Origin of the sequence: Gottfriedia acidiceleris (assembly GCF_004138285.1) — a bacterium.
Taxonomy (GTDB): domain Bacteria; phylum Bacillota; class Bacilli; order Bacillales; family Bacillaceae_G; genus Gottfriedia; species Gottfriedia acidiceleris_A.
This window is the reverse complement of the sequence record NZ_SCFN01000013.1, coordinates 25,004-45,884: the sequence shown is the minus strand read 5'-3', so window position 1 is coordinate 45,884 and position 20,881 is coordinate 25,004. Positions and strand designations below refer to the sequence as shown.

Below are 20,881 nucleotides of genomic sequence, written 5' to 3'. Positions count from 1 at the left end.
CATATTCCCCTGTTATTACTTTTTAATAGGTTTATTATAAAAATATTCTTATATTACTAAATTAATGATTTACATTGTTTTATATTTTAACTACTATCAAATTAGTAAATAAAAGAAAGGTAGATTTGATGATATTCCATATTGATCCGTCGTTATTATTAACTTTAATTGTATTTGGATTTTTAGCTGCATTTATTGATTCTGTAGTTGGAGGCGGTGGGCTAATTACTTTGCCAGTATTATTATTTACTGGTCTATCTCCAGCTGCTGCTGTCGCAACGAACAAATTAGCTGGGTCAATCGGCTCTTTAACGAGCACAATCATGTTCTATCGTTCTGGAAAGCTTGATTTGAAATCTGTCTATAAGTTATTCCCACTCACCTTTATTGGTTCCATTTTGGGAGCTTGGACGGTTCATTTAATTGATCCTACAGTTCTTAAGCCTCTTATGCTCGTTATGCTTGCAGCAGTCGCAATATATACTATTTTTAAGAAAGATTGGGGAGATACTACTACTAATAAAAATCTCTCAGTTACTCGTATTTTTCTGTTTATGCTTTTAATTTTTGGTATTGGTTTTTATGATGGATTCATTGGGCCTGGAACTGGTTCATTCCTAATATTTGCTTTTTTAATGATGGGGTTTGATTTCTTAAAAGCTGCAGGCAACGCAAAGTTTTTAAATTTCGGTAGTAATATAGCTGCATTATTAATGTTTATGTACTTGGGACAAATTCATTATGCCTATGGGCTAGCTATGGGACTTGCACAAATAGCAGGTGCAATTTGTGGTTCAAAATTCGCTATTAAAAAAGGAAGTGGCTACGTTCGAATCCTTTTTATTACAGTAACCTTTATCTTATTAGCAAAAAATACTTTTGATTATCTTCATTAAGATAATCCTTAACGCTCAAACCGAATTAGATTGGTGTAAAAAATGGTAAGCAAATTATTGTAGAATTTGCTTACCGTTTTCTTTTTAGTTAGATTATACAGCTTCTATGATAATTGAAACTCCTTGCCCGCCACCTACACATAAAGTTGCTAAACCAATTTGTTTCTTTTGACGTATTAATTCATGTAATAAAGTAACTACAATTCTTGTACCTGAACAACCGATTGGATGTCCTAATGCAATAGCTCCTCCATTTACATTAATAATTTCTTCTGATATATTTAATTCTTTATTTACTGCTAGTACTTGTGCAGCGAATGCTTCATTGATCTCTGCCAATTCTATATCCTGTATCGTTAGATTTGCTCGTTGCAGTGCTTTTTGTGTTGCTGGAACTGGAGCAATTCCCATAATCGAAGGAGAAACAGCAGCGCTTGCTACCGAACGAATTTTGGCAAGCGGTTTTAAACCATATTCTCGAACTGCTTGTTCAGATGCAACAATGACTGCAGCAGCACCATCATTTAATGATGAAGCGTTCCCAGCTGTCACTGTTCCATTCTCTTTAAAAGCTGCTTTAAGAGTTTGTAGTTTCTCTAGACTAGTATTTTTTATGTTCTCATCTTCTTTAAATAAAATGGGCCCTTTTTTAGTTTGAATCGTAACTGGAACAATTTCTTTTTCAAATTTGCCCTGCTCCTTAGCTCTAATCGCTTTTTGCTGACTTTCTAAAGCGAAAATGTCTTGCTCCTCGCGCGATATACGATAGTCTTCAACTAAATTTTCAGCTGTAACTCCCATATGGTAACCTTCTATTGCACAGTGAAGCCCGTCATGAAAAATTGCATCTACTGTCCTTAAATCTCCCATTTTTTGTCCCCATCTTGCATTCATTACTAAATGTGGGACATTACTCATACTTTCCGTCCCTCCAGCTATTACAACATTTGAATCTCCAGCTAGTATTTGATGATAGGCTAATGTAATTGCTCGCAGTCCAGATGCACATTGTTTATCTATTGTAATGGCTGGTATAGAAACAGGTAAACCAGCATTAATTGCGGCTTGTCTTGCTGGATTTCCTTTAAGCCCTGACTTTAGAACATTACCTAATACTACTTCATCAACACAATCAGCAGATAGACCAGATCGTTGCCATACCTCCTTAATAACTGTTGATGCAAGCTGTACAGCACCTACATCTTTTAATGAGCCTCCGAAACACCCAATTGGAGTTCTGAGCGCTTCAACTAAATATACATTCTGCATTTACGATCCCTCTCTTCTTTATATCTTAATCTCAAATATGGTACTTACACTTTTTCCTCGATCATCTTTCGGGTATAAGTAGTTACCCACTTCCTTGGCAGTATTCCAACAGATTTTGCCATCAGTTTATTTTTAAAGCCTGGAATAATCACAGTTTTATTTTTCATTAAGCCTTCGTAACCACACTTGGCAACTGCTTTAGGGTCCATTAAGTTTTTAATGAAAATTTTTGTTCCTGTTGAAGCAAGTCCCTCAGTAAGTGGTGTCTTTGTTGACGGGGGACATAATACACTAACTTGAACCCCGGTACCTTTTAGTTCTTCGGCTATCGCTTCTGTAAAAGATAAAACATATGATTTACTTGCCCCATACATCGACATCCGTGGAGTTGGTTGAAAAGCTGCCGTTGAAGCAACATTTAAAATTTTACCGTGATTTCGCTTAATCATTTCATCCGCTATAAGTCTAGTTAAATAAGTTAAGGAAATCATATTCAGCTGTAAACATTCTATTTCTTTCTTAATATCTAATTCTGTCATTAACCCTAATCCGCCCGCTCCGGCGTTATTAATCAATATATCGATATTGATTTCTTCCCTTTTTAGGTATGTATACAAGCTCTCTACGGTTTCATGATTACTTAGATCACCGACAAAAGTATTCACTTCTATTCCGTATTCCTTTTTTAAAAAACCAGCTTGTTTTTCCAACAACAACTCATCTCTAGCAACTAAAACTAAATTATAGCGATGTCCTGCAAAGATCTTTGCAAATTCCAATCCAATACCTTTTGTAGCGCCTGTAATTAACACTGTTTCAGCTGGCATATTTAGATAAGCCTCCTCGTATTTAAATATTCTAAATTTTAAAAATATTAATTTGTAACTAATTATACTCATAAGTAATAGTTAAATAAAATTAAAGAATTTAATTTACAAGTAAGTCTTGCTTATATATAAAAATCTTAAGATTTTTATTCATAAGAAAAGAGAATCCTTTTCGTCACTGGACGTTTTCAGATTCTCTTTTCACTATTTTTTAAAATTTAGTCACATCAACAGGTTCGATACCTTCAGCTGCACAATATTCATAGTATCTATTTAGGAATGTTTCCCAATTATCTCTAGCAAGAATTTCGCCATTCTCACCGATGTAATCCAATGTTCCTTCTACAATATTAAAGGTAATAACATCTTCGTCACCAACAGCTGTAGGTGTATGTTTCGATCCAGCAGGCTCATAAACAACGTCACCTGGTTTAGAAATCCAAGACTCTTCTAGATATCTCCAAGTACCTTGAACAGTATATACAATAACTGTTCCAGGATGGAAATGTGCAGGAAGCTGCATTTTCGCAGGTACATATAATAATGTAAGAGTTTGCCCTGTTACAGGGTTTGCTTTAAGTAATTTAAACTTTGAATCTCCAAAATAAGGAATCCAAGGCAATTCTTCTACATTAATATTTCCAGCATGATGTACTACTACTTCTTTAACATCCTTTACATTACTCACTTAAATCCCCTCTTCCAACTTATGTTTTTTTAAATTCGTCTAGAGTAGTTCCTTACAGTGGTAAGCCAACTAAAAACTATTTCGAATTCGTTATTATCAGTATATTTATAATTTTCTGTAAAGTAAAATTAGTATTTTTAACTTGTTTATAAGTTTGGCTAATCTACATTGCTAAGTTACTTTGAAGAAATTTACTTAGCACCAAGACCACCATCAAGAACTAATATTTGTCCTGTACAATAGTCAGATGCTGCTGAAGCAAAGTAAAGGGTTGCACCTACCAAATCATGATCACTACCTAATCTTCTAAGTGGAACTTGAGTAGCAATGAATGGACCTGCTTTATGTACAAGTGTTCCAGGTATTTCTGGGTTATTCATTCCTGTAGTGAAAACTCCTGGAGCAATTGAGTTTACATTAACGCCGTGGCGCCCCCACTTAACTGCTAAGTCCTTTGTTAAAGTCATAACAGCTCCCTTACTTGTTGTATATCCAACAGAATCTACAGCTTCAGGGTCAACACCTTTAAAGCCTATACTAGAAGAAATATTGATGATTTTTCCATATTCGTTATTAATCATATGTTTCCCGACTGCCTGACACATTAAAAAAGTTCCTGTCACATTCGTATCAAGCATAGATTGCCATTGTTCTAAAGGCATTTCTATTGCTGGCGTTTCAAAAACAGTTCCACTACTATTTACTAAAATTTCGATGCTTCCAAATTGGGAAATAGCTTGTTCCAATCCCTTTTCAATTGATTTGGGACTAGTTACATCTAATGATATAGCTAAAGCTCGTCTGCCTAATGCTTCTATTTCTTTCACGACTTCTTCACAAACTTCTAAACGCCTAGAACAAACTACTACATTTGCTCCCGCTTCTGCTAAAGCTATTGCCATTACACGTCCTAGTCCACTTCCGCCTCCTGTAACGATCGCTGTCTTTCCTGTTAAATCAAACAATTGTGCTAATGACATTCTACTCTTCCTCCTGAATTTAGAATATTCTAATTTTTAAAAATCTTATTGATATTGATTATACATATAAATTATAATGAAAAAAAATTAAAGATTTTAATATGTAAGTTAGTATCACTAATATTCAAAAAAAGGGGACAACCATGAATATTGAACAATTTATTTATATTGTTGAAGTCGCAAAATACAGTTCCTTGTCAGTAGCTGCACAAAATCTACACGTGACTCAATCAACAATTAGCCAGTCTATAACTAACTTAGAAAAAGAGCTAGAAATTAAGGTATTTAAACGTTCACGGGGACATGGTGCTGTCCCAACTGATGAAGGCAGAGTCATTTTAAAACTTGCTTATGAAGTTCAAAAAAAACTTGAAGAAATAAAAGAGGCAGCTAACCTATTTAACTCCACCGAGGTGGGTGAGCTTAACATATCTTCTTTACCTGGCTTAATGACATTTCTCGTTAAAGCAATCTCTTCATTTAGTCATGATTATCCTCATGTAAATCTTGAGGTTACTGAAAAAAGTGGTACATCAGTGATTGATGATGTTAGACAGCATAAGACTGATTTTGGGCTAATTACCTATTCAAGTGATTTAGGGGTAAATATGGAAGGGATCGCTTTTGAAGCACTCCTTGATGGGAAGCAAAAGGTATACGTTTCAAAGCATTCTCCTTTAGCCATTCTTGGTTCTGTAACCCCAGAAGACATTTTCAATCAAACCCTCGTCATATATAAGGGAGAATTAATGCAATATTTTATCCAAGATTTTTTTAAAAAATATAAACCTTTGAAAATTCTTTTTACAACAAATAATATGGCTGGACTTCTCCAAGCCGTCAATGAAAATTTGGCAATTACATTTGCTCCTGATTTTGTCATGCAAAATTATCCATCCGTCATTAATGGTGATATTATTCCAATCGATTTAGTGAACCATAGTACTGTTAACATTTCTTTAGGATTAGTTCGATCAGAGGATAAACATTTATCTACATATGCAAACAAATATATTCATTTTCTAAAATCGGAAATTATTAAAAGTTAAAAAAAGAGAAGCAACTGCGTTCAAAGTGGACGCGGGAGCTTCTCCTTTTATTCGAATCTATTTTTATCTCGAACTAGTATTTTGCTCAGTTTTGACCTCTGTTTCTATATTGATGTGGTCATCAGCATAAGTTTCAGTTATTTTATCCTGGCAACTCCAGCAGTTACTACGATTTCTCTCCATAATAGATAATTCTTCATGACATTCTACACAACAATCAATTCCATCTAAAACTTTTCTATTTTTACACATTATCTTTCCTCCTCGATTACTTCATACTTTTATATAATGACTTGTTCCTCTACCTTGATCGTAGTGCTTGGTTGCTTAGCAGGACGCACGGCGATCCAAAAAATTAATCCGAAAACAAACATGACTAAAGACGTCACCAAAAATCCGTAACCATATCCTATTGACTCACTTCCTGCATTTTCAATAAAATTACCAAATATAACAGGAGCAATAATACTCGTTGAACTTGATATAGCAACATATGTCCCTTGAGCTTTTCCAATGTTTTTAGGTGAAAAGAACTCCATTAACATTGCTGGCGCTAGAGAAAGAATGACAATTGCAAAACCCGGTGCAAGGATGAAGAACAAGATGGAAATTGCACTTGAATTTGCGACACTTCCAATATATAAACAAATAGCGGATAACATCATTGAAGTTCCTGCAAGATTTATTCTTGCTTTACGAATATCCTGAGTTTTTCGGTAAATGCGGTCTGAAATTAGGGCAAATGCAATTTGGCATATAGCTGCAAAGAGAAAAGGTAAAGACACTGCCATTTTTAATGTTTTACCATCAAAATGTTGAACTTTCGAAAAGTATGCTGGAAACCAAACCGCTTGGACAGACAATAACCAATATGCACAGCCTGCGCAAATAGCGGTGAAAATAAAATTCTTCGAAAAAATATGTGGAAGAAACTGCTTCCATGAAACCTTATTTGGGATCACTGTGTTTTTATCCTCTTGCTCATATGTAGAGATCCCTATATCTTTTGGGCTCTCTTTTCCAAAAATCATCCATAAAAGTAGAACAATACATCCGACTGCTCCCATTGCTACAAAAGCGGCTCTCCAACTATATTGATTAATTAGTGAGATTAATAGCGGAGAAGCAATTGCAGGTCCAATTGTAGCTCCAAAAAGCACTGCCCCAAAACCAATACCATGTCTATGTTTAGGAAACCATTTTCCAATTATTGAAGTTGAAATAGAAATAGCTGGTCCTTCCCCTGCTCCCAATAGCATTCTAGAAAATATTAGTAGAGATAAACTAGATACAAAAGGTGTTGTAAATTGAACGATTAACCATATTAACATAATCCAAGTAAACATCTTTTTTGTGTTTTTAGAATCAGCCATGCCACCAAGAATGAAAGAAGAGATCGTAAAGAACCAAAAAAACGAGCTTCCAACTAACCCCCATTGTGATGGACTTAAATGTAATTCTTTCATTAACGGAACCGAAACTAAACCTATGATGATTTTATCAACTTGATTGACCATGCCAGAAGCAACTAGAATTAATAAAATAATCCAAGAATATTTTGGTGTGTTCAAAAAAATCTCCCTTTCTTTCCTTCTAATTATTGAACATCTCTAAAAAGCAACCTGTTTTCTAACTAAAACGTTTATAACAAATTAACAATTTTTACGCTTTGGTAAAGCGCTTACAAATTACTCTATAACCTTCTCTATCAAATTAAAAAATGCCCTTCCCCCCTTTATTTACATAGATTCATTTCATAACTTTAATTACATATCAATATTCTTTATATTTATTATATTCATAATTTTCAGTTAAATAAAATTAAACATTTTAACTTTCATGTAAATACTACTAATATATGAAATATACACCATTGTACATGGGAAATTTTAACACCACATTATATTAGCACAATTAAATTACAAATTAAAATCTTTAATTTTATATAAATATTATTTATAGGTAGAATTAAGATAGAAATGACTAAATACTAAATCATTCAATTTTTTTGTAGTACTATAGAATCGAACTGGAGGCTGAACAATGGACTTAAAGTTATCGGGAAAAAAGGCACTGATTGTAGGGGGTAGCCGTGGTATTGGTAAAGCTGTTGCACGCCAACTAGCACTTGAAGGTGTAGATTGTACGATTTGTTCAAGAAATGAATCCACATTAAGACTTGCCGCAGAGGAACTGGCACAAGAAACTAATCGAAATATCTATCCAATCGTGGCAGATACTACCGATCCAGATTCAATCTTAAATTTAGTAGAAAAATCAGCGGAAGTAATGGGTAGCATAGATATATTAATTAACAGTGGAGCCCGTGTTGGAGGACATGAGCCAGAAGACTTTAATAGTATTAAAGAAGAACTTATTATAAAGGATTTTGAAGAAAAATATATGGGGTATTTTCGTAGTATTAGAGCCGTTGCGCCATATATGATTGAAAACAAGTGGGGACGAATTATTAATATCAGTGGACTAGCTGCTAGGATTGGCGGCAATTACTTTAGCTCTGGGCCACGTAATGCATCTGTCGTCCATTTAACAAAATCTGCATCAATGGAATTAGGGAAGCATGGAATTAACGTCAATGCAATATATCCTGGAATTGTTGATACCGAAACGTTTAGAGATAAAGTGACTAATGAGGAAGCAATTCAACAAGTAAAATCACTAAATTCTCTCGGTCGCTTGATTACCCCAGAGGAGATTGCTTATGTTGTCACCTTCCTAGCATCTCCATTATCAGCATCGATTACTGGAGAAGTAGTTCCTGTAACTGGCGGCATTGGAAATACCGTTTATTTCTAATATACTAGGTTGAAATACTTTTAACGGTTTCATAGTTTATAAGTTAATCATCAAAGAAAAAGAGCCTCATTCATAATTTAATGAGGCTCTTTTCATTTTAGATCTTTAATGTATTATTTACTGTACGTAAAAATTTATCAATCTTAGAAACCGTTGATTCAATATTGTTAGAAAAAATAGCCACATGTGCAAAATAGCCATGAATCATTCCGTATTCACAAGCATATTCAACCTGAACTCCAAATTTTTTCAACCGATTAGCATAAGCCAATCCCTCATCACGGAGTACGTCATTTTCCGCTGTAATGATTAACGTTTGTGGGAGGTCACTTAAGTCTTTTGCTATTAATGGAGAAGCGTACCTATTCATCTTATCCTCTTCATTTCTTAAATAATGATTTCGGAACCAAATTAGCTGTTCTCGATCTAAACCAAATCCTTTTGCAAACATTTGATGTGATTCTGTATTAAACTCAAGATTTGTTGGAGGATAAATTAAAACTTGTGCAACAATGCTGGGACCCTTCCTGTCTCTTGCGATCATTGTCACAACTGTCGCAAGGTTTCCCCCTACACTATCCCCTCCAACTGTCAATCTAGAGACATCCCCATTAAAGAGAATGCCATTTTCATAGACCCATTCCAAAGCTGAATACGCATCTTCCACTGCTGTCGGAAACTTATACTCCGGTGCAAGGCGATAGTTTACGGATACAACGATGCTCTGTGTTCTATTAGCAATTATGCGACAGCTTGCGTCCGTTGATTCAATATCTCCGAGTACCCATCCACCACCATGGTAGTATATGAATATTGGAAATGGGCCTGAACCTTTTGGTATGTATACTCGACATTTAATTTCTTCATCATTGCTTACCGGAATCATAAAGTCCTCTACTTTTGATAGTGTTTCTAAATTTATAAGAGGACGTGGTGACTTTGATAATATTTCTCTTACAGTTTTAGGGTCTAGTTCATGAATAGGTGGCATTTGCTTTAATGCATTTAAAAACTTCTCTGCTTGCGAATCTAACTTTGCCAAACAACATCAACCTCTCTCGTTTTAATTACTTTACTTACTTTTATCCAGACAATTAGTCAATCTAAATGATAAATTGGTGATCCTATTCACGTTATCGCTGAATAAAATCACCAATTACTTAATAAGCTAAATTCCCACTAGTTCTTAGCTATTTATGGGTGCTCCACCAATATAAAACTCAAAACCTGGAGCAATTTTACGACCATTTGGCATCATCAGCCATAATCTTAATAAATGACGTTTTTTATCCTCTTCCTCGAAATCTTCAAAATGAGTACGTGAATGGAAAACAGTATAATTATTAACGAATTGCATGTCACCTGGTTCCATCATCATATCGATATGGAAGTTTTTATCATGAGTAAGGGAATCAATAAAATCAAATGCTTCAATTTCCTCATCCGACAAAAGGATACCAGTTTTCGTTTGTGCTGATTGGACATACTGGCGAATATATCTGCAGCTTAATTTACCATCGAAGTAGCTAAAGATTGGTGAATGAACAACAGGTGATTGACCTGGCGTTTCCTCTCCGCGAAGGTCATGGGCAAATGAGCGATAGAGAATTTCAAGATATTCTGGGTGTTTTTCCAGAATTTCATTATAAATAGACATCGCACTTGCAATACTACTTAAACCACCAGATTTTGCTTTACGAAGACATAGTAATCCAACCACATCAGCAAGATCTGTATGATAATCAAGATGTACATTCGTTTGGTAACCACGTACTTTTGAATTATCGTTAAAGTCCTTGCCTACATTTTTAATATGACCTAGGAGTTCGCCATTTTTACTTTGGATGATTGGCAGTCCTAAATGGAGTCCAAGCCCCCAGTAAATGATACTTGCTTCTTCATCGGAATAACGCTCCATTGGCAATCCACGGATTAAGAGAAAACCTCTTCCATTCTCTAATTCGTCAACAAAGTACTTAATTTCGTCAGCTAGATCAGGAATTGGAAAATCTTCTTTTTTAAAATCAGGTGCTTTTAACCCCCTTTGTTGAACACATAATACAGCCTTCTCAAGTACAGCAATTGTTGTGTCGGTTAAAAAATATATCCATGATTCATCTTTAGCAAGATCAATACCTTTCCATGCAGATCGCCCTTGAATTTTTTCATTTAAAATGATTGACATTAAAACTCCTCCTTCGAAATTGAAGATTACTAATTTAATAGCCAAATATTTAAAACTATTATTTTCAACTCATATTTTAAGTACTTGTAGATCTTTCTTTAATTACTCATTTGCTCCCCCGACTCATTTATTGCGTTTCTTTGATTTGCGGGATGTACTCCAAGCCAAAATACGATACCTATAATCAGCATTCCTAATGAAGAAAAGCCAAACGCGTAATTATAACCAATTGCTTCAGTTAGGGCATGTTGGATAAAGTATCCGAAGACTAGTGGAGCAATAATACTAGATATACTTGCAAAGGCAATGAATGCTCCCTGTGCTTTTCCAATGTTTTCGGGAGAAAAGAACTCCATCAATATAGCGGGAGCAAGTGAAAGAATTACATACGCAAAACCAGGTGCAAGTGTAAAAAAAACAATAGACATAGTAACTGAATTCACGATTATCGCTAAATATAGACAAATAGCTGATAACATCATCATGAAACCCGCAAGATTAATTCGGGCTTTACGAATATTGCCTGTTTTACGGTAAAGACGATCAGATAGCATAGAAAATCCAATTTGGCAAAAAGCTGCAAAAAGAAAAGGCAAAGATACCGCTAGTTTTAAAGTCTGAGAGTCAAACTGTTGGATTTTTGTAAAGTAAGACGGGAACCATACGGCCTGAATGGACAGTAACCAATATGCACAACCACCGCACAAAACAGTTAATATAAAGTTTTTAGAAAATAGATGCGGAAAAAACTGTCGCATTGATACTTTAGGAAGGCTAGACCTGTGCTCCGTTTGATGAATGGCTAGTAGTCCAATTTCTGTTGGACTTTCTTTACCGAAAATTAACCATAAAACTAACACGAGCAGTCCAAGAACACCCATCACTAAAAATGCCGATTTCCATCCATGTTTATCAATTAATGATATTAATAATGGAGAAGCAATTGCCGAACCCCCGGTCGTTCCTAACAGAACCGCACCAAAACCTATACCATGTCTATGTTTTGGGAACCATTTCCCCATGATTGCTGTAGAAAGAGCTGGGGCTGGACCTTCACCTAATCCTAAAAACATTCTTGTTATCAAAAGCAAAGTTAGGCTAGAAGCAAAAGGAGTTGCAAACTGAACAATTAGCCAAACCAATGACAGCCAAGTCAACATTTTTTTCGTATTTTTCGAATCAGCCATTCCTCCAAGTATCATTGAGGAAAATGTAAAAAACCAAAAAAATGAACTTCCTACAACTCCCCATTCTGTTGGACTTAAATGTAATTCTTTCATTAAAGGAACGGAAACCAAACCAATGATAATTTTATCTACTTGGTTGATCATACCGGTAAGAACTAGAAATAATAAGATTACCCAAGCGTACTTTGGAGTTCTTGACATACAAGTATATCCTCACTTTTCACTATTTAAGGAACACCCTTTCCAAAATAGAAAAAGGTGTTCACACTCATTCTTACAGAAGTAAAATTACTTTAATGTTTCAACAATACCGCCCGCTGTTTTATTACGAGCAGGTACGCCGCCACGACCCGGTTTTCCAGTATTTTCGTCAAAAAACATTGCAAAATCCGGAGAAATTTCACGGCCATTTGGCATCGTGAGCCATAATCTTAATAAATGGCGTTTTTGATCTAGTTCTTCATAATCTTCGTATTGAGTTCGTGAATGAAGAACCGTATAATTATTTACAAATTGCATATCGCCTGGCTCTAACATCATATTAAAATGTAAATTTTCATCATGAAGAAGAGAGTCCAGTAAATCTAATGCTTCGATTTCAACTTTTGATAACTTGATACCCGTTTTCGCTTGTGCTGATTCGATAAATAAACGAACATATCGGCAACTTAGTTTTCCATCATAGTAACTAAAAATTGGTGACGTAAATATTGGCGATTCTCCTGGCCCCTCTTCTCCACGGCGATCAAAGTTAAACGGACGACAAAGTATTCCTAAATATTCAGGGTTCTTCTCTAGAATCTCATTGTAAACTGCCATCGAGCTTATAATGCTACTCTCCCCCCCTGATTTCCCTTTTCGTAGACTTAATAAACCTACTACATCAGAACCATCAGCGTGAAAAGGAAGATGCAGTTTCGTTTGGTAACCGCGAACGTTTGAATTTTCTAAACTAAGACCTTGATCTCTAACGTGCCCTAAAAGTTCACCATTAGCATTTTGCGATACTGGAGTACCCATATGAAGGCCTAGACCCCAATAAATGATGCTTGCTTCTTCGTCTGTATATCTTTCAATCGGTAAACCTCGAATTAATAGAAATCCTCTTCCGTTCTCAAGTTCTTCAACAAAGTAATCAATTTCATTTAAAAGATTTGGCACTTGGAAGTCTTCTTTGTTAAAATTTGGTGCTTTTAACCCCTTTTGTTTTACATGAACTAGTGCATTTTCAAGCTCAACAATTGTTTCCTCAGATAAGTAATAAATCCAAGATTCATCTTTTGCTAAGTCTGTTCCTTTCCAAGCTACTGGCCCTTTAACCTTTTCCTTTAAAATTGTTGACATCATGAATCCTCCCTTTATGAATGATTTAGTTGTTTACTTTACTTCAGTCAATTCTCTTAACTCTCTACGCAAAATCTTCCCAGTTGAATTCTTTGGTAGCTCTTTAAAAAATTCTACATATTTAGGAAGCTTGTATTTAACTAGCTTATCTTTACAAAATTCAATAATATCGTTCTCTGTAAGCTGTTCATCTTTAACTACGACGTATGCTTTTACATTTTCTCCGTATTCTTTATTAGGTACGCCAACTACTGCTGCTTCTACAACTGCGGGATGTTGATATAGTACTTCTTCCACTTCACGAGGATAAACATTGTAACCTCCAACAATAATCATGTCCTTCTTTCGGTCAACAATGTAGATATATCCATCTTCGTCCATTGTTGCGAGATCACCGGTGTAAAACCACCCGTTTTTAAAAGCGGCCAATGTAGCTTCCTGCATCCCTAAATATCCCTTCATTACATTTGGTCCTTGAACAACTAATTCTCCAACCTCACCTATTGGCAATTCTTCTCCAAATTTATCTACTACTTTGATTTGAACAGCGGGAATATTTCTACCGATTGAACCTGGTTTCCTAATTCCTTTTAACGGATTAATTGCTACAAGTGGCGCTGTTTCCGAAAGTCCATATCCCTCTAATATAGGTACGTTGAACTTACCTTCAAATTTTTGCAGAAGCTCTACAGGAATCGAAGCACCACCCGAAATACAAATACGAATGGATTTGAAATGCTCTGACGAAGCTTCAGGTAATTGATTGATAAAATTGTACATCGTAGGTACTCCTGCAAATACAGTGGCATTTCTTTTTTGAATGGTATTGACTACATCGACAGGACTGAATTTAGGCTGAATTAAAACTGTTGAGCCACAAGCAATCGGTGCGTTCAAACAAACTGTCATACAGAAAACATGAAACATTGGCAGAACAGCAACTACTCGGTCGTTTTCATCCAGTTCTAGCAATTTTGAAATAGAATCTGCATTCGATGCCAAATTTCGATGTGTTAACATTGCACCCTTTGGTTTACCTGTAGTACCCGAAGTGTACAGAATAACTGCTAGATCTTCTTGATCAACGAATGGACTTCCACTTACACTTGTACTCGGTTTCATAAGGTGCTCCCATGTCCATTCCTGTTTCTTTGCTTCTGTATAAATGACTAAATTTAGATTAACCAACTGTTTCTTTACTTCTGATAACATTGGCTCAACAGATTCATGAGCAATAACCGCTTTTACTTGACTATTTTCCAATATGTAGCTGATTTCATCTTGGGTAAACAAAGGATTAATTGGAACAACAAATGCACCTAGTCGCAAAATTCCATAGTATGCAATAAGAAATTCTGGGCTATTTCCTAATAAAAGGGCAACTCCATCTCCTTTGCCGATTCCTTGTGCAGACATTCCCGTAGCAAATTGATTTACAAGCTGATTTAATTTCCTGTATGTAACACACTGATCACCATACATATAAGCGATACTATCCGGGAAATTAATTGCGCTTCTATTTAAGTTTTCGTATAAGTTATTACTCATTAAGTGAATTTTCCCCCTTTCAACCGCTTGGAAGCGTTTTATAAATTAATTATTTTGAATATTTAAAATATTACTACTCTAAGTATACTCATAAATAAAAATGAAATAAAATTAAAGATTTTAATTTGTATGTAAGTCTAACTAATATTAAAATCGTTGTTCAATATAATAAGGTTCCACTGAGATTCATTAACTCTTCATTCAGCTAGCTCTAAAATAAAAAAACAAAGCCCAAACTTAAAAAGGCTCTGTTTATTTTTAGTTAGTTTATAGACTCTTTTTCTTACTATCGTATTTCCTTATCATAACTATAATAATAATTTATTTTCCTTATGATAAATGATTCGATACGATAAATAATACTAGAACGCCCTGAGGAGATGAACACAATGGAACAAAAGGCAATAATTAATACAAATACAGCGCAACAAAAAAAGCCTACTAAACAGTTAAATGTAGCAATGATCTATGGAGTAGCTTTTACATTCATCATAGCTGTTTTAGGTTTTCTGATGGCAAAGTTACCAGGGTTTGATCATATTGGACCACTTGCATGTGCCATTTTACTTGCTTTAGTGTATAGACAATTTTTTGGTTATCCTGAAAAATTGCGCGCAGGCATTCAATTTTCTTCAAAAAGACTTTTAAGATTAGCCATCATATTGTACGGATTAAAACTAAACATGGTTGTCATTTTTAGTGATGGTTTGCCTTTATTACTGAGAGGCATGGGAACAATCATATTTTCGATTGTAGTCCTTATGGCTGTTGCAAAATGGCTTAAAGCAGACGTTAATTTATCTCTATTGTTAAGTATCGGAACAGGTATTTGTGGTGCTGCTGCAATCGCTGCCGTATCACCAATTATTAAAGCAAAAGATGATGACACAGCTATGGCCGTTGGAATCATCGCACTAGTCGGCACAATATTTTCCATCATCTATACTTTAATCTATCCTTTATTACCAATCGGCCCAACTGAATATGGAGCATGGGTCGGAATAAGCCTTCATGAGATTGCTCATGTAGCTTTAGCAGCTGCACCTGCAGGTCAGGATGCGCTTGCTCACGCATTGCTAGCCAAACTTGCCAGAGTATTTCTATTGATTCCGGTTTGTTTTATCCTTTTATTTTGGATGAAACGTAAAGGAAAATTAAACGGAGAAGCAAAATTGGAGTTCCCATGGTTTTTAACTGGCTTTGTTATTATGAGTTTTGTTGGAAGCTACATCCTTGAACAAAAAATTCCGGTATCAAATGAAACTATGTCAGATATTGCTGTTTTTACATCATTTATTTTAACAATGTCTATGACTGGTTTAGGATTAAACATTAACTTAAAAGAATTGCGCACAAAATCAATTCGTCCGCTTATTGCAATCGTGATTACATCTATTCTCTTATCTTTCGTAACATTTTTTAGTCTATAACTTGAACCTTTTTAATTTCTGAACTTAAGTCAATTCCAAATCCTGTGCATGTTGCAGAAAATCAACCAATGACTCCTATCACTCAAAAAATTAGAAATCTATTAATCCGCAATATGATGGAATCGATTTTGGGGTTTCTATCGGATGATTCTAATCAAAGCTTTTAGGAAAGTAAAGATACATTAATTAAAAAAATCAGAGAAACTTTATTCCAGTTTCTCTGATTTTTTATTTACTATATAGGGTCTATAATATATTCGATTTCTTATGTTTTGCTTTCTTCATTGAATTTAATAAAAATCCACCCTTAAACCTTCTCGCTTCATATGAAATGATAAAGGCATTCGGTTCATATTGAGCAATTAAATCCATAAGTTCAGGTTCTCTACTACGTTTAGTTAATATATCCAAATGATAACGCTCGCTATCTCTTCCTTCTCCTTGGAATACTGTCACGCCGAATCCTTCCTCACGAAGTCGGTTAATCAGCAATTTATTTTTGTTCGTTAAATTAACTACTAAAGTCGTATATCCGATCGCTAAGCGATTTTCTACGTAACTTCCAATTAAAATGCCAATTCCAAATCCGACTGCATAAACAATCATTGATAATGTACTTTGGTCTCCGGAAAAAACAAGCGACAACCCAAAAACATAGATTATTGCTTCTATAAAGCCAAATAACGCGGCAGCCATACTCAGCCCTTTAACTAGAAAAATAGTTCTTAATGTTAAAATAGGTACATAAATCAATTGTAATAATAAGATTAGTAAAATATCCTTCAATGTTGACACCTCAAAGTTTAAATTTTTGGATAGCAGATCTAGGTATGTAATTCTTTTCATCCTAAGCCTTGCTTTTAAACTTTTTTTTAAGGAATCAAAGTGAAAGCCTAGTAGAAAATTATTCTAATAATAAAGCTGGAATTGGTGCGTACAAAATGTGAATTTTTTGTATTATTTACCAGTTGTAGTACTTAATTCAACTTGTTCAGTTAAATTCCTGCTTTTCTTTAAGGACATTAAAAGATTACTATAAAAATAAAAGAGGACCTATTATTCTAAAGCATTTACTCATGAACCTGTTAACTGTAATTGTAAGTTATTTTCATCATCTCGATTTTGAATATGTATTATGTTTTATTTAACACTCAAAAAAGAAGATCTACTCAAAAAGTAAATCTTCTTTTATTTTTTACCCATTATTCCATTCCAAAAGAAATCTATGATTTGATCGGCCATTTCATCTATTGTTGAAAAAATTGACTTTTGATCTGTATCCTTATAATTACCAATTGATAGAATTGCAAAGAACAATTGGGTATAGAATTTTGAATTACCTTTAGGTATTTCTCCATTCTCTATTGCCGTTGTCATTGCTTTTTCGATCACATTATACATCATTTCTTCCGCGTTATTCATCTGTTGTAATTGCTCATCTGATAAAGAGACTTTCGCTTCTTTCGTAAAAGCTTTTAAATCAATTTCAAAAGTTGCTCTTAAATGGACTTTAACCATTTCGTGGAGATTTTCTTTTAACGATCTATCCGTAGATAAAATCTCAGCAATTCGATCACTTATTCGAAGCATCATTTGAACCATTGCATCCGTAAAGAGATCTGCTTTTGTTGGATAATAATAATAAACCGTTGCTTTGGTCACACCACACTGTTTAGCTACGTCATCCATTGAAACTAATTGATATCCATTTTGAAAAAACAATTGGATTGCATTTTCAACGATTGTTGTTTTTGTAGGCTTTTTTTTTGAATCCTGTGGCGGTCTTCCAAGAGGCCGTTTCATTTGTTCCAATATGCTTCTCTCCTAACCTTTTAATTCCCCTTCATTATAGCATAATAAAAGTTCTTGAATAATTAACTGACCAGTATATATAATTAAGTTAATAAATTATACGTGAGGTGAATTCCATATGAAACATCACCCTTTTCATTCTTGGGGCAAATTTGTTAGTAGTAAACGTACAAGATGGTTAACATTGTTGGTGTGGGTTTTATTAACGGTTGTATTATCATTTACTTTTCCATCTGTAAACGAAGTAGAAAACAATACTGCAGATAACTTACCTAAGCAATCCATGTCACAAAAAGCGGATCAGCTAATAAAAAAAGAATTTCCAACTGATTCTGGAAACCCTTTATTAATTGTTTGGAACCGTAAAGACGGACTAAATGAGGACGATTACAAAGTCATTCAAACTGTTTATAAAGAACTTCGAAATAATCCATTGAAAAATCAATTAACATCACCGTCATATGATTTAATGCCTATCCAGGCAATTAAACGAAGTACTTCAGAGGATGGTTCAACAATCATTACAGCTGTTCTTTTTGACAAAAAAGCAGATGATAAAGTACTACGAAAAAATATCAACATACTAGAAAAACAAATTAAAAATAATACTGGTGATGACCCAGTAAAACGAAAATTAACAGAATCTGGTCTAAAAGTCCGCTTTTCTGGCCCGGTTGGTATTCAAACAGACGCTGTAAGTTTATTTTCACAAGCCGATGTTAAACTTTTATTATCAACTGTATCACTTGTATTAGTTTTCTTAATCCTTCTATATCGTTCGCCAATTATGGCAATTGTCCCGTTAATAGTCGTTGGTTTCGCGTATGGAATCGTAAATCCATTATTAGGTTTTTTAGGTGATAAAGGTATTATTACGGTGGATTCTCAAGCCGTTTCGATTATGACAGTTTTATTATTTGGTGCAGGTACTGATTATTGTTTATTTTTAATATCTAGATATCGTGATTATTTACTTTTTGAAGAAAATAAATATAAAGCACTTCAGCTCGCGATCAAAGAATCTAGCGGGGCCATCTCGATGAGTGCTTTAACGGTCGTTATTGGATTAGGCACACTCTTATTAGCTCAATATGGTGCGTTCCATCGTTTCGCAGTACCATTTAGTTTGGCAGTTCTTATTATGGGTATTGCTGCTATAACGCTCCTTCCTGCTCTACTTTCCATATTTGGCAGGATTTCATTTTTTCCTTTTATTCCAAGAACAGAGGAAATGGAAGCATTAAGAGCTAAGAAAAAAGGAAAATCAATTAAGAAAACACAAATCAAAGTAACATTTAATCAAAAAATAGGAAAACTAGTTACTCATAAACCTTGGACAATTATACTAGCCTCTATCATACTCTTAGGAGGGTTAGCTCTATTTGTACCTCGAGTGCAATACACATACGATTTACTACAATCATTTCCTAAAGATATGCCTTCAAGAGAAGGATTTGATTTAATATCTGACCATTATTCATCAGGTTTATTAGCACCTGTTAAAGTAATAATCGATACAGAAAATAAAAATATTCCTGTAAAAAAAGAATTAGAATCACTTTCATTCGTAAAAGATGTGTCTGATCCTATTACAGGTAAAGATAATAAAAAATTACAATTATATGAAATTTCTTTAGTCGATAATCCATACTCTATTAAAGGATTAGAGCGAATACCTCAGCTAGAAAAGAAAATTAAGAAACTATTGAGCGAATATGATATACAAAAAGTAAATAAGCATTACTGGATTGGTGGCGAAACAGTAACGAATTTAGATACAAAACATATAACTGAGCGTGATCAATCGGTGATCATTCCGGTAATGATTGGATTAATTGCATTATTACTGTTAACTTATTTACGCTCCTTTACAGCGATGATTTACTTAATTCTAACCGTCATATTATCTTATCTTTCAGCATTAGGTGCTGGCTGGCTAATTCTTCACTACGGATTTGGGGCTAGCGCGATTCAAGGTTCGATTCCTTTATATTCCTTTGTATTTTTAGTAGCCTTAGGTGAAGATTACAATATATTCATGGTTTCCGAAATATGGAAAAATAAAAAGAAACAAGCTCATCGCGAAGCAGTTTCAAATGGAGTTGCAAAAACTGGGGCTGTTATTTCATCTGCTGGATTAATCTTGGCTGGTACTTTCCTAGTGTTAGCAACACTACCAATTCAAGTATTAGTACAATTTGGTATTGTTACTTGTGTTGGAGTATTAATTGATACATTCATAGTTCGTCCACTTTTAGTTCCAGCAATTACTACAGTATTAGGTAGATTTGCATATTGGCCAGGTGAACTTTCGAAAAAAGAGTATGACTCAAAACAAGAAATGCAAATAGGAAAATAACATAATAAAAACACCACAATGCATTATATACGGAAATGATGCGTTGTGGTGTTTTTTATTGGAACAATCTTTGTATATTACTTATTAGTTTGATTAAGCTGTTTCATCATCAGATTAATCAATTGATATAGACCATATATCCCTAAGTATGAGCCAGAAATTAAAAAATAAATATTAAGAAATACAGCATGAATATTTGTCATAAAAACAACATCATGTTTTATAATCTCATAAATTGATATTGCTGAAATTCCCCCAAAAACTACATAAGAAATGATTGCGATCAAATTAAAGATTGTGTTAAATATTCGATTAAATCTAGCTAATCCATTCATAATAAAAGGAAAAATAATAATTGAACAAAATATTAAAGTTTTCAAGTGGTTTACTTACCCCATTTTATTATTGAATTATGATAATTTTATTCTTTACAAATTTATATTAACTATCCAAATTGACCACACTTTTCATTCTCCCTCTAAAAATCACC

At 34.3% G+C, this 20,881-nt stretch carries 19 protein-coding genes; 5 read left to right on the top strand and 14 right to left on the bottom strand.

Features of this window, described 5'->3' with window-relative positions; genetic code table 11:
* Nucleotides 1–128: 128 nt before the first annotated feature.
* Nucleotides 129–896: a TSUP family transporter gene (locus tag EP747_RS17405; RefSeq protein ID WP_129691363.1), complete on the top strand. Its 768-nt coding sequence runs from the start codon at nt 129–131 to the stop codon at nt 894–896.
* A gap of 93 nt (nt 897–989) precedes the next feature.
* Here the strand turns inward: EP747_RS17405 and EP747_RS17400 are convergent, their stop codons facing one another.
* The 4 genes from EP747_RS17400 to EP747_RS17385 form a co-directional block, all read right to left on the bottom strand.
* Nucleotides 990–2,165: a thiolase family protein gene (locus EP747_RS17400; RefSeq protein ID WP_129691362.1), complete on the bottom strand. Its 1,176-nt coding sequence runs from the start codon at nt 2,163–2,165 to the stop codon at nt 990–992.
* A 44-nt stretch (nt 2,166–2,209) separates the two neighbouring features.
* On the bottom strand, nt 2,210–2,992 hold the full coding sequence (locus EP747_RS17395; protein WP_129691361.1) for an SDR family NAD(P)-dependent oxidoreductase: 783 nt from the start codon (nt 2,990–2,992) through the stop codon (nt 2,210–2,212).
* A gap of 211 nt (nt 2,993–3,203) precedes the next feature.
* Complete coding sequence (locus tag EP747_RS17390) at nt 3,204–3,680, bottom strand: 2,4'-dihydroxyacetophenone dioxygenase family protein (protein WP_129691360.1); 477 nt, start codon at nt 3,678–3,680, stop codon at nt 3,204–3,206.
* A gap of 191 nt (nt 3,681–3,871) precedes the next feature.
* Nucleotides 3,872–4,660, bottom strand: a complete 789-nt coding sequence (locus EP747_RS17385) for an SDR family NAD(P)-dependent oxidoreductase (RefSeq protein WP_129691359.1) — start codon at nt 4,658–4,660, stop codon at nt 3,872–3,874.
* A 143-nt stretch (nt 4,661–4,803) separates the two neighbouring features.
* On the opposite strand from EP747_RS17385, the gene EP747_RS17380 reads away from it, so the two are divergent.
* Nucleotides 4,804–5,709, top strand: coding sequence for a LysR family transcriptional regulator (locus EP747_RS17380; RefSeq protein ID WP_129691358.1), 906 nt, complete (start codon nt 4,804–4,806; stop codon nt 5,707–5,709).
* Between the two features lie 63 nt (nt 5,710–5,772).
* On the opposite strand, the gene EP747_RS17375 is transcribed toward EP747_RS17380, so the two are convergent.
* Together EP747_RS17375 and EP747_RS17370 are read right to left on the bottom strand one after the other, a co-directional pair.
* Complete coding sequence (locus tag EP747_RS17375; RefSeq protein ID WP_129691357.1) at nt 5,773–5,961, bottom strand: hypothetical protein; 189 nt, start codon at nt 5,959–5,961, stop codon at nt 5,773–5,775.
* Between the two features lie 29 nt (nt 5,962–5,990).
* A complete protein-coding gene (locus EP747_RS17370; protein WP_129691356.1) occupies nt 5,991–7,280 on the bottom strand; it encodes an MFS transporter in 1,290 nt (429 codons plus the stop codon).
* Nucleotides 7,281–7,752: 472 nt separating this feature from the next.
* On the opposite strand from EP747_RS17370, the gene EP747_RS17365 reads away from it, so the two are divergent.
* A complete protein-coding gene (locus EP747_RS17365; protein WP_129691355.1) occupies nt 7,753–8,526 on the top strand; it encodes an SDR family NAD(P)-dependent oxidoreductase in 774 nt (257 codons plus the stop codon).
* Nucleotides 8,527–8,623: 97 nt separating this feature from the next.
* Here the strand turns inward: EP747_RS17365 and EP747_RS17360 are convergent, their stop codons facing one another.
* From EP747_RS17360 to menE, 5 genes are all read right to left on the bottom strand, one after another.
* Nucleotides 8,624–9,568, bottom strand: coding sequence for an alpha/beta hydrolase (locus tag EP747_RS17360; RefSeq protein ID WP_129691354.1), 945 nt, complete (start codon nt 9,566–9,568; stop codon nt 8,624–8,626).
* Nucleotides 9,569–9,712: 144 nt separating this feature from the next.
* Nucleotides 9,713–10,711, bottom strand: coding sequence for a TauD/TfdA family dioxygenase (locus tag EP747_RS17355; RefSeq protein WP_129691353.1), 999 nt, complete (start codon nt 10,709–10,711; stop codon nt 9,713–9,715).
* 98 nt (nt 10,712–10,809) lie between these two features.
* The gene (locus EP747_RS17350) at nt 10,810–12,099 is read right to left on the bottom strand and encodes an MFS transporter (protein WP_129691352.1); all 1,290 of its coding nucleotides are present in this window, start codon (nt 12,097–12,099) and stop codon (nt 10,810–10,812) included.
* A gap of 87 nt (nt 12,100–12,186) precedes the next feature.
* A complete protein-coding gene (locus tag EP747_RS17345) occupies nt 12,187–13,242 on the bottom strand; it encodes a TauD/TfdA family dioxygenase (protein WP_129691351.1) in 1,056 nt (351 codons plus the stop codon).
* A 33-nt stretch (nt 13,243–13,275) separates the two neighbouring features.
* Nucleotides 13,276–14,790 carry an o-succinylbenzoate--CoA ligase gene (menE, locus tag EP747_RS17340; RefSeq protein ID WP_129691350.1) on the bottom strand — a complete coding sequence of 505 codons (1,515 nt, stop codon included), beginning with the start codon at nt 14,788–14,790 and terminating at the stop codon, nt 13,276–13,278.
* Between the two features lie 389 nt (nt 14,791–15,179).
* Here menE and EP747_RS17335 point away from each other — a divergent pair, with 389 nt between their 5' ends.
* Nucleotides 15,180–16,220 carry a putative sulfate exporter family transporter gene (locus tag EP747_RS17335; protein WP_129691349.1) on the top strand — a complete coding sequence of 347 codons (1,041 nt, stop codon included), beginning with the start codon at nt 15,180–15,182 and terminating at the stop codon, nt 16,218–16,220.
* 246 nt (nt 16,221–16,466) lie between these two features.
* Here the strand turns inward: EP747_RS17335 and EP747_RS17330 are convergent, their stop codons facing one another.
* Nucleotides 16,467–17,006, bottom strand: a complete 540-nt coding sequence (locus tag EP747_RS17330; protein WP_129691348.1) for a DUF2179 domain-containing protein — start codon at nt 17,004–17,006, stop codon at nt 16,467–16,469.
* Between the two features lie 402 nt (nt 17,007–17,408).
* Nucleotides 17,409–18,032: a TetR/AcrR family transcriptional regulator gene (locus EP747_RS17325; protein WP_129691347.1), complete on the bottom strand. Its 624-nt coding sequence runs from the start codon at nt 18,030–18,032 to the stop codon at nt 17,409–17,411.
* Between the two features lie 118 nt (nt 18,033–18,150).
* Here EP747_RS17325 and EP747_RS17320 point away from each other — a divergent pair, with 118 nt between their 5' ends.
* Entirely contained in the window at nt 18,151–20,391 is a 2,241-nt protein-coding gene (locus EP747_RS17320; RefSeq protein WP_129691346.1) for an MMPL family transporter, read from the top strand.
* A 77-nt stretch (nt 20,392–20,468) separates the two neighbouring features.
* Here the strand turns inward: EP747_RS17320 and EP747_RS17315 are convergent, their stop codons facing one another.
* Nucleotides 20,469–20,771, bottom strand: a complete 303-nt coding sequence (locus EP747_RS17315; RefSeq protein ID WP_129691345.1) for a transposase — start codon at nt 20,769–20,771, stop codon at nt 20,469–20,471.
* Nucleotides 20,772–20,881: the final 110 nt, after the last annotated feature.

What these genes read in the sequence shown, in the direction of transcription:
- EP747_RS17335 (WP_129691349.1), top strand. Translation starts at nt 15,180, where the DNA reads ATGGAACAAAAGGCAATAATTAATACAAATACAGCGCAACAAAAAAAG.
- EP747_RS17320 (WP_129691346.1), top strand. Translation starts at nt 18,151, where the DNA reads ATGAAACATCACCCTTTTCATTCTTGGGGCAAATTTGTTAGTAGTAAA.
- EP747_RS17380 (WP_129691358.1), top strand. Translation starts at nt 4,804, where the DNA reads ATGAATATTGAACAATTTATTTATATTGTTGAAGTCGCAAAATACAGT.
- EP747_RS17385 (WP_129691359.1), bottom strand. Translation starts at nt 4,660, where the DNA reads ATGTCATTAGCACAATTGTTTGATTTAACAGGAAAGACAGCGATCGTT.
- EP747_RS17395 (WP_129691361.1), bottom strand. Translation starts at nt 2,992, where the DNA reads ATGCCAGCTGAAACAGTGTTAATTACAGGCGCTACAAAAGGTATTGGA.
- EP747_RS17345 (WP_129691351.1), bottom strand. Translation starts at nt 13,242, where the DNA reads ATGTCAACAATTTTAAAGGAAAAGGTTAAAGGGCCAGTAGCTTGGAAA.
- EP747_RS17350 (WP_129691352.1), bottom strand. Translation starts at nt 12,099, where the DNA reads ATGTCAAGAACTCCAAAGTACGCTTGGGTAATCTTATTATTTCTAGTT.
- EP747_RS17400 (WP_129691362.1), bottom strand. Translation starts at nt 2,165, where the DNA reads ATGCAGAATGTATATTTAGTTGAAGCGCTCAGAACTCCAATTGGGTGT.
- EP747_RS17355 (WP_129691353.1), bottom strand. Translation starts at nt 10,711, where the DNA reads ATGTCAATCATTTTAAATGAAAAAATTCAAGGGCGATCTGCATGGAAA.
- EP747_RS17405 (WP_129691363.1), top strand. Translation starts at nt 129, where the DNA reads ATGATATTCCATATTGATCCGTCGTTATTATTAACTTTAATTGTATTT.
- menE (WP_129691350.1), bottom strand. Translation starts at nt 14,790, where the DNA reads ATGAGTAATAACTTATACGAAAACTTAAATAGAAGCGCAATTAATTTC.
- EP747_RS17375 (WP_129691357.1), bottom strand. Translation starts at nt 5,961, where the DNA reads ATGTGTAAAAATAGAAAAGTTTTAGATGGAATTGATTGTTGTGTAGAA.
- EP747_RS17365 (WP_129691355.1), top strand. Translation starts at nt 7,753, where the DNA reads ATGGACTTAAAGTTATCGGGAAAAAAGGCACTGATTGTAGGGGGTAGC.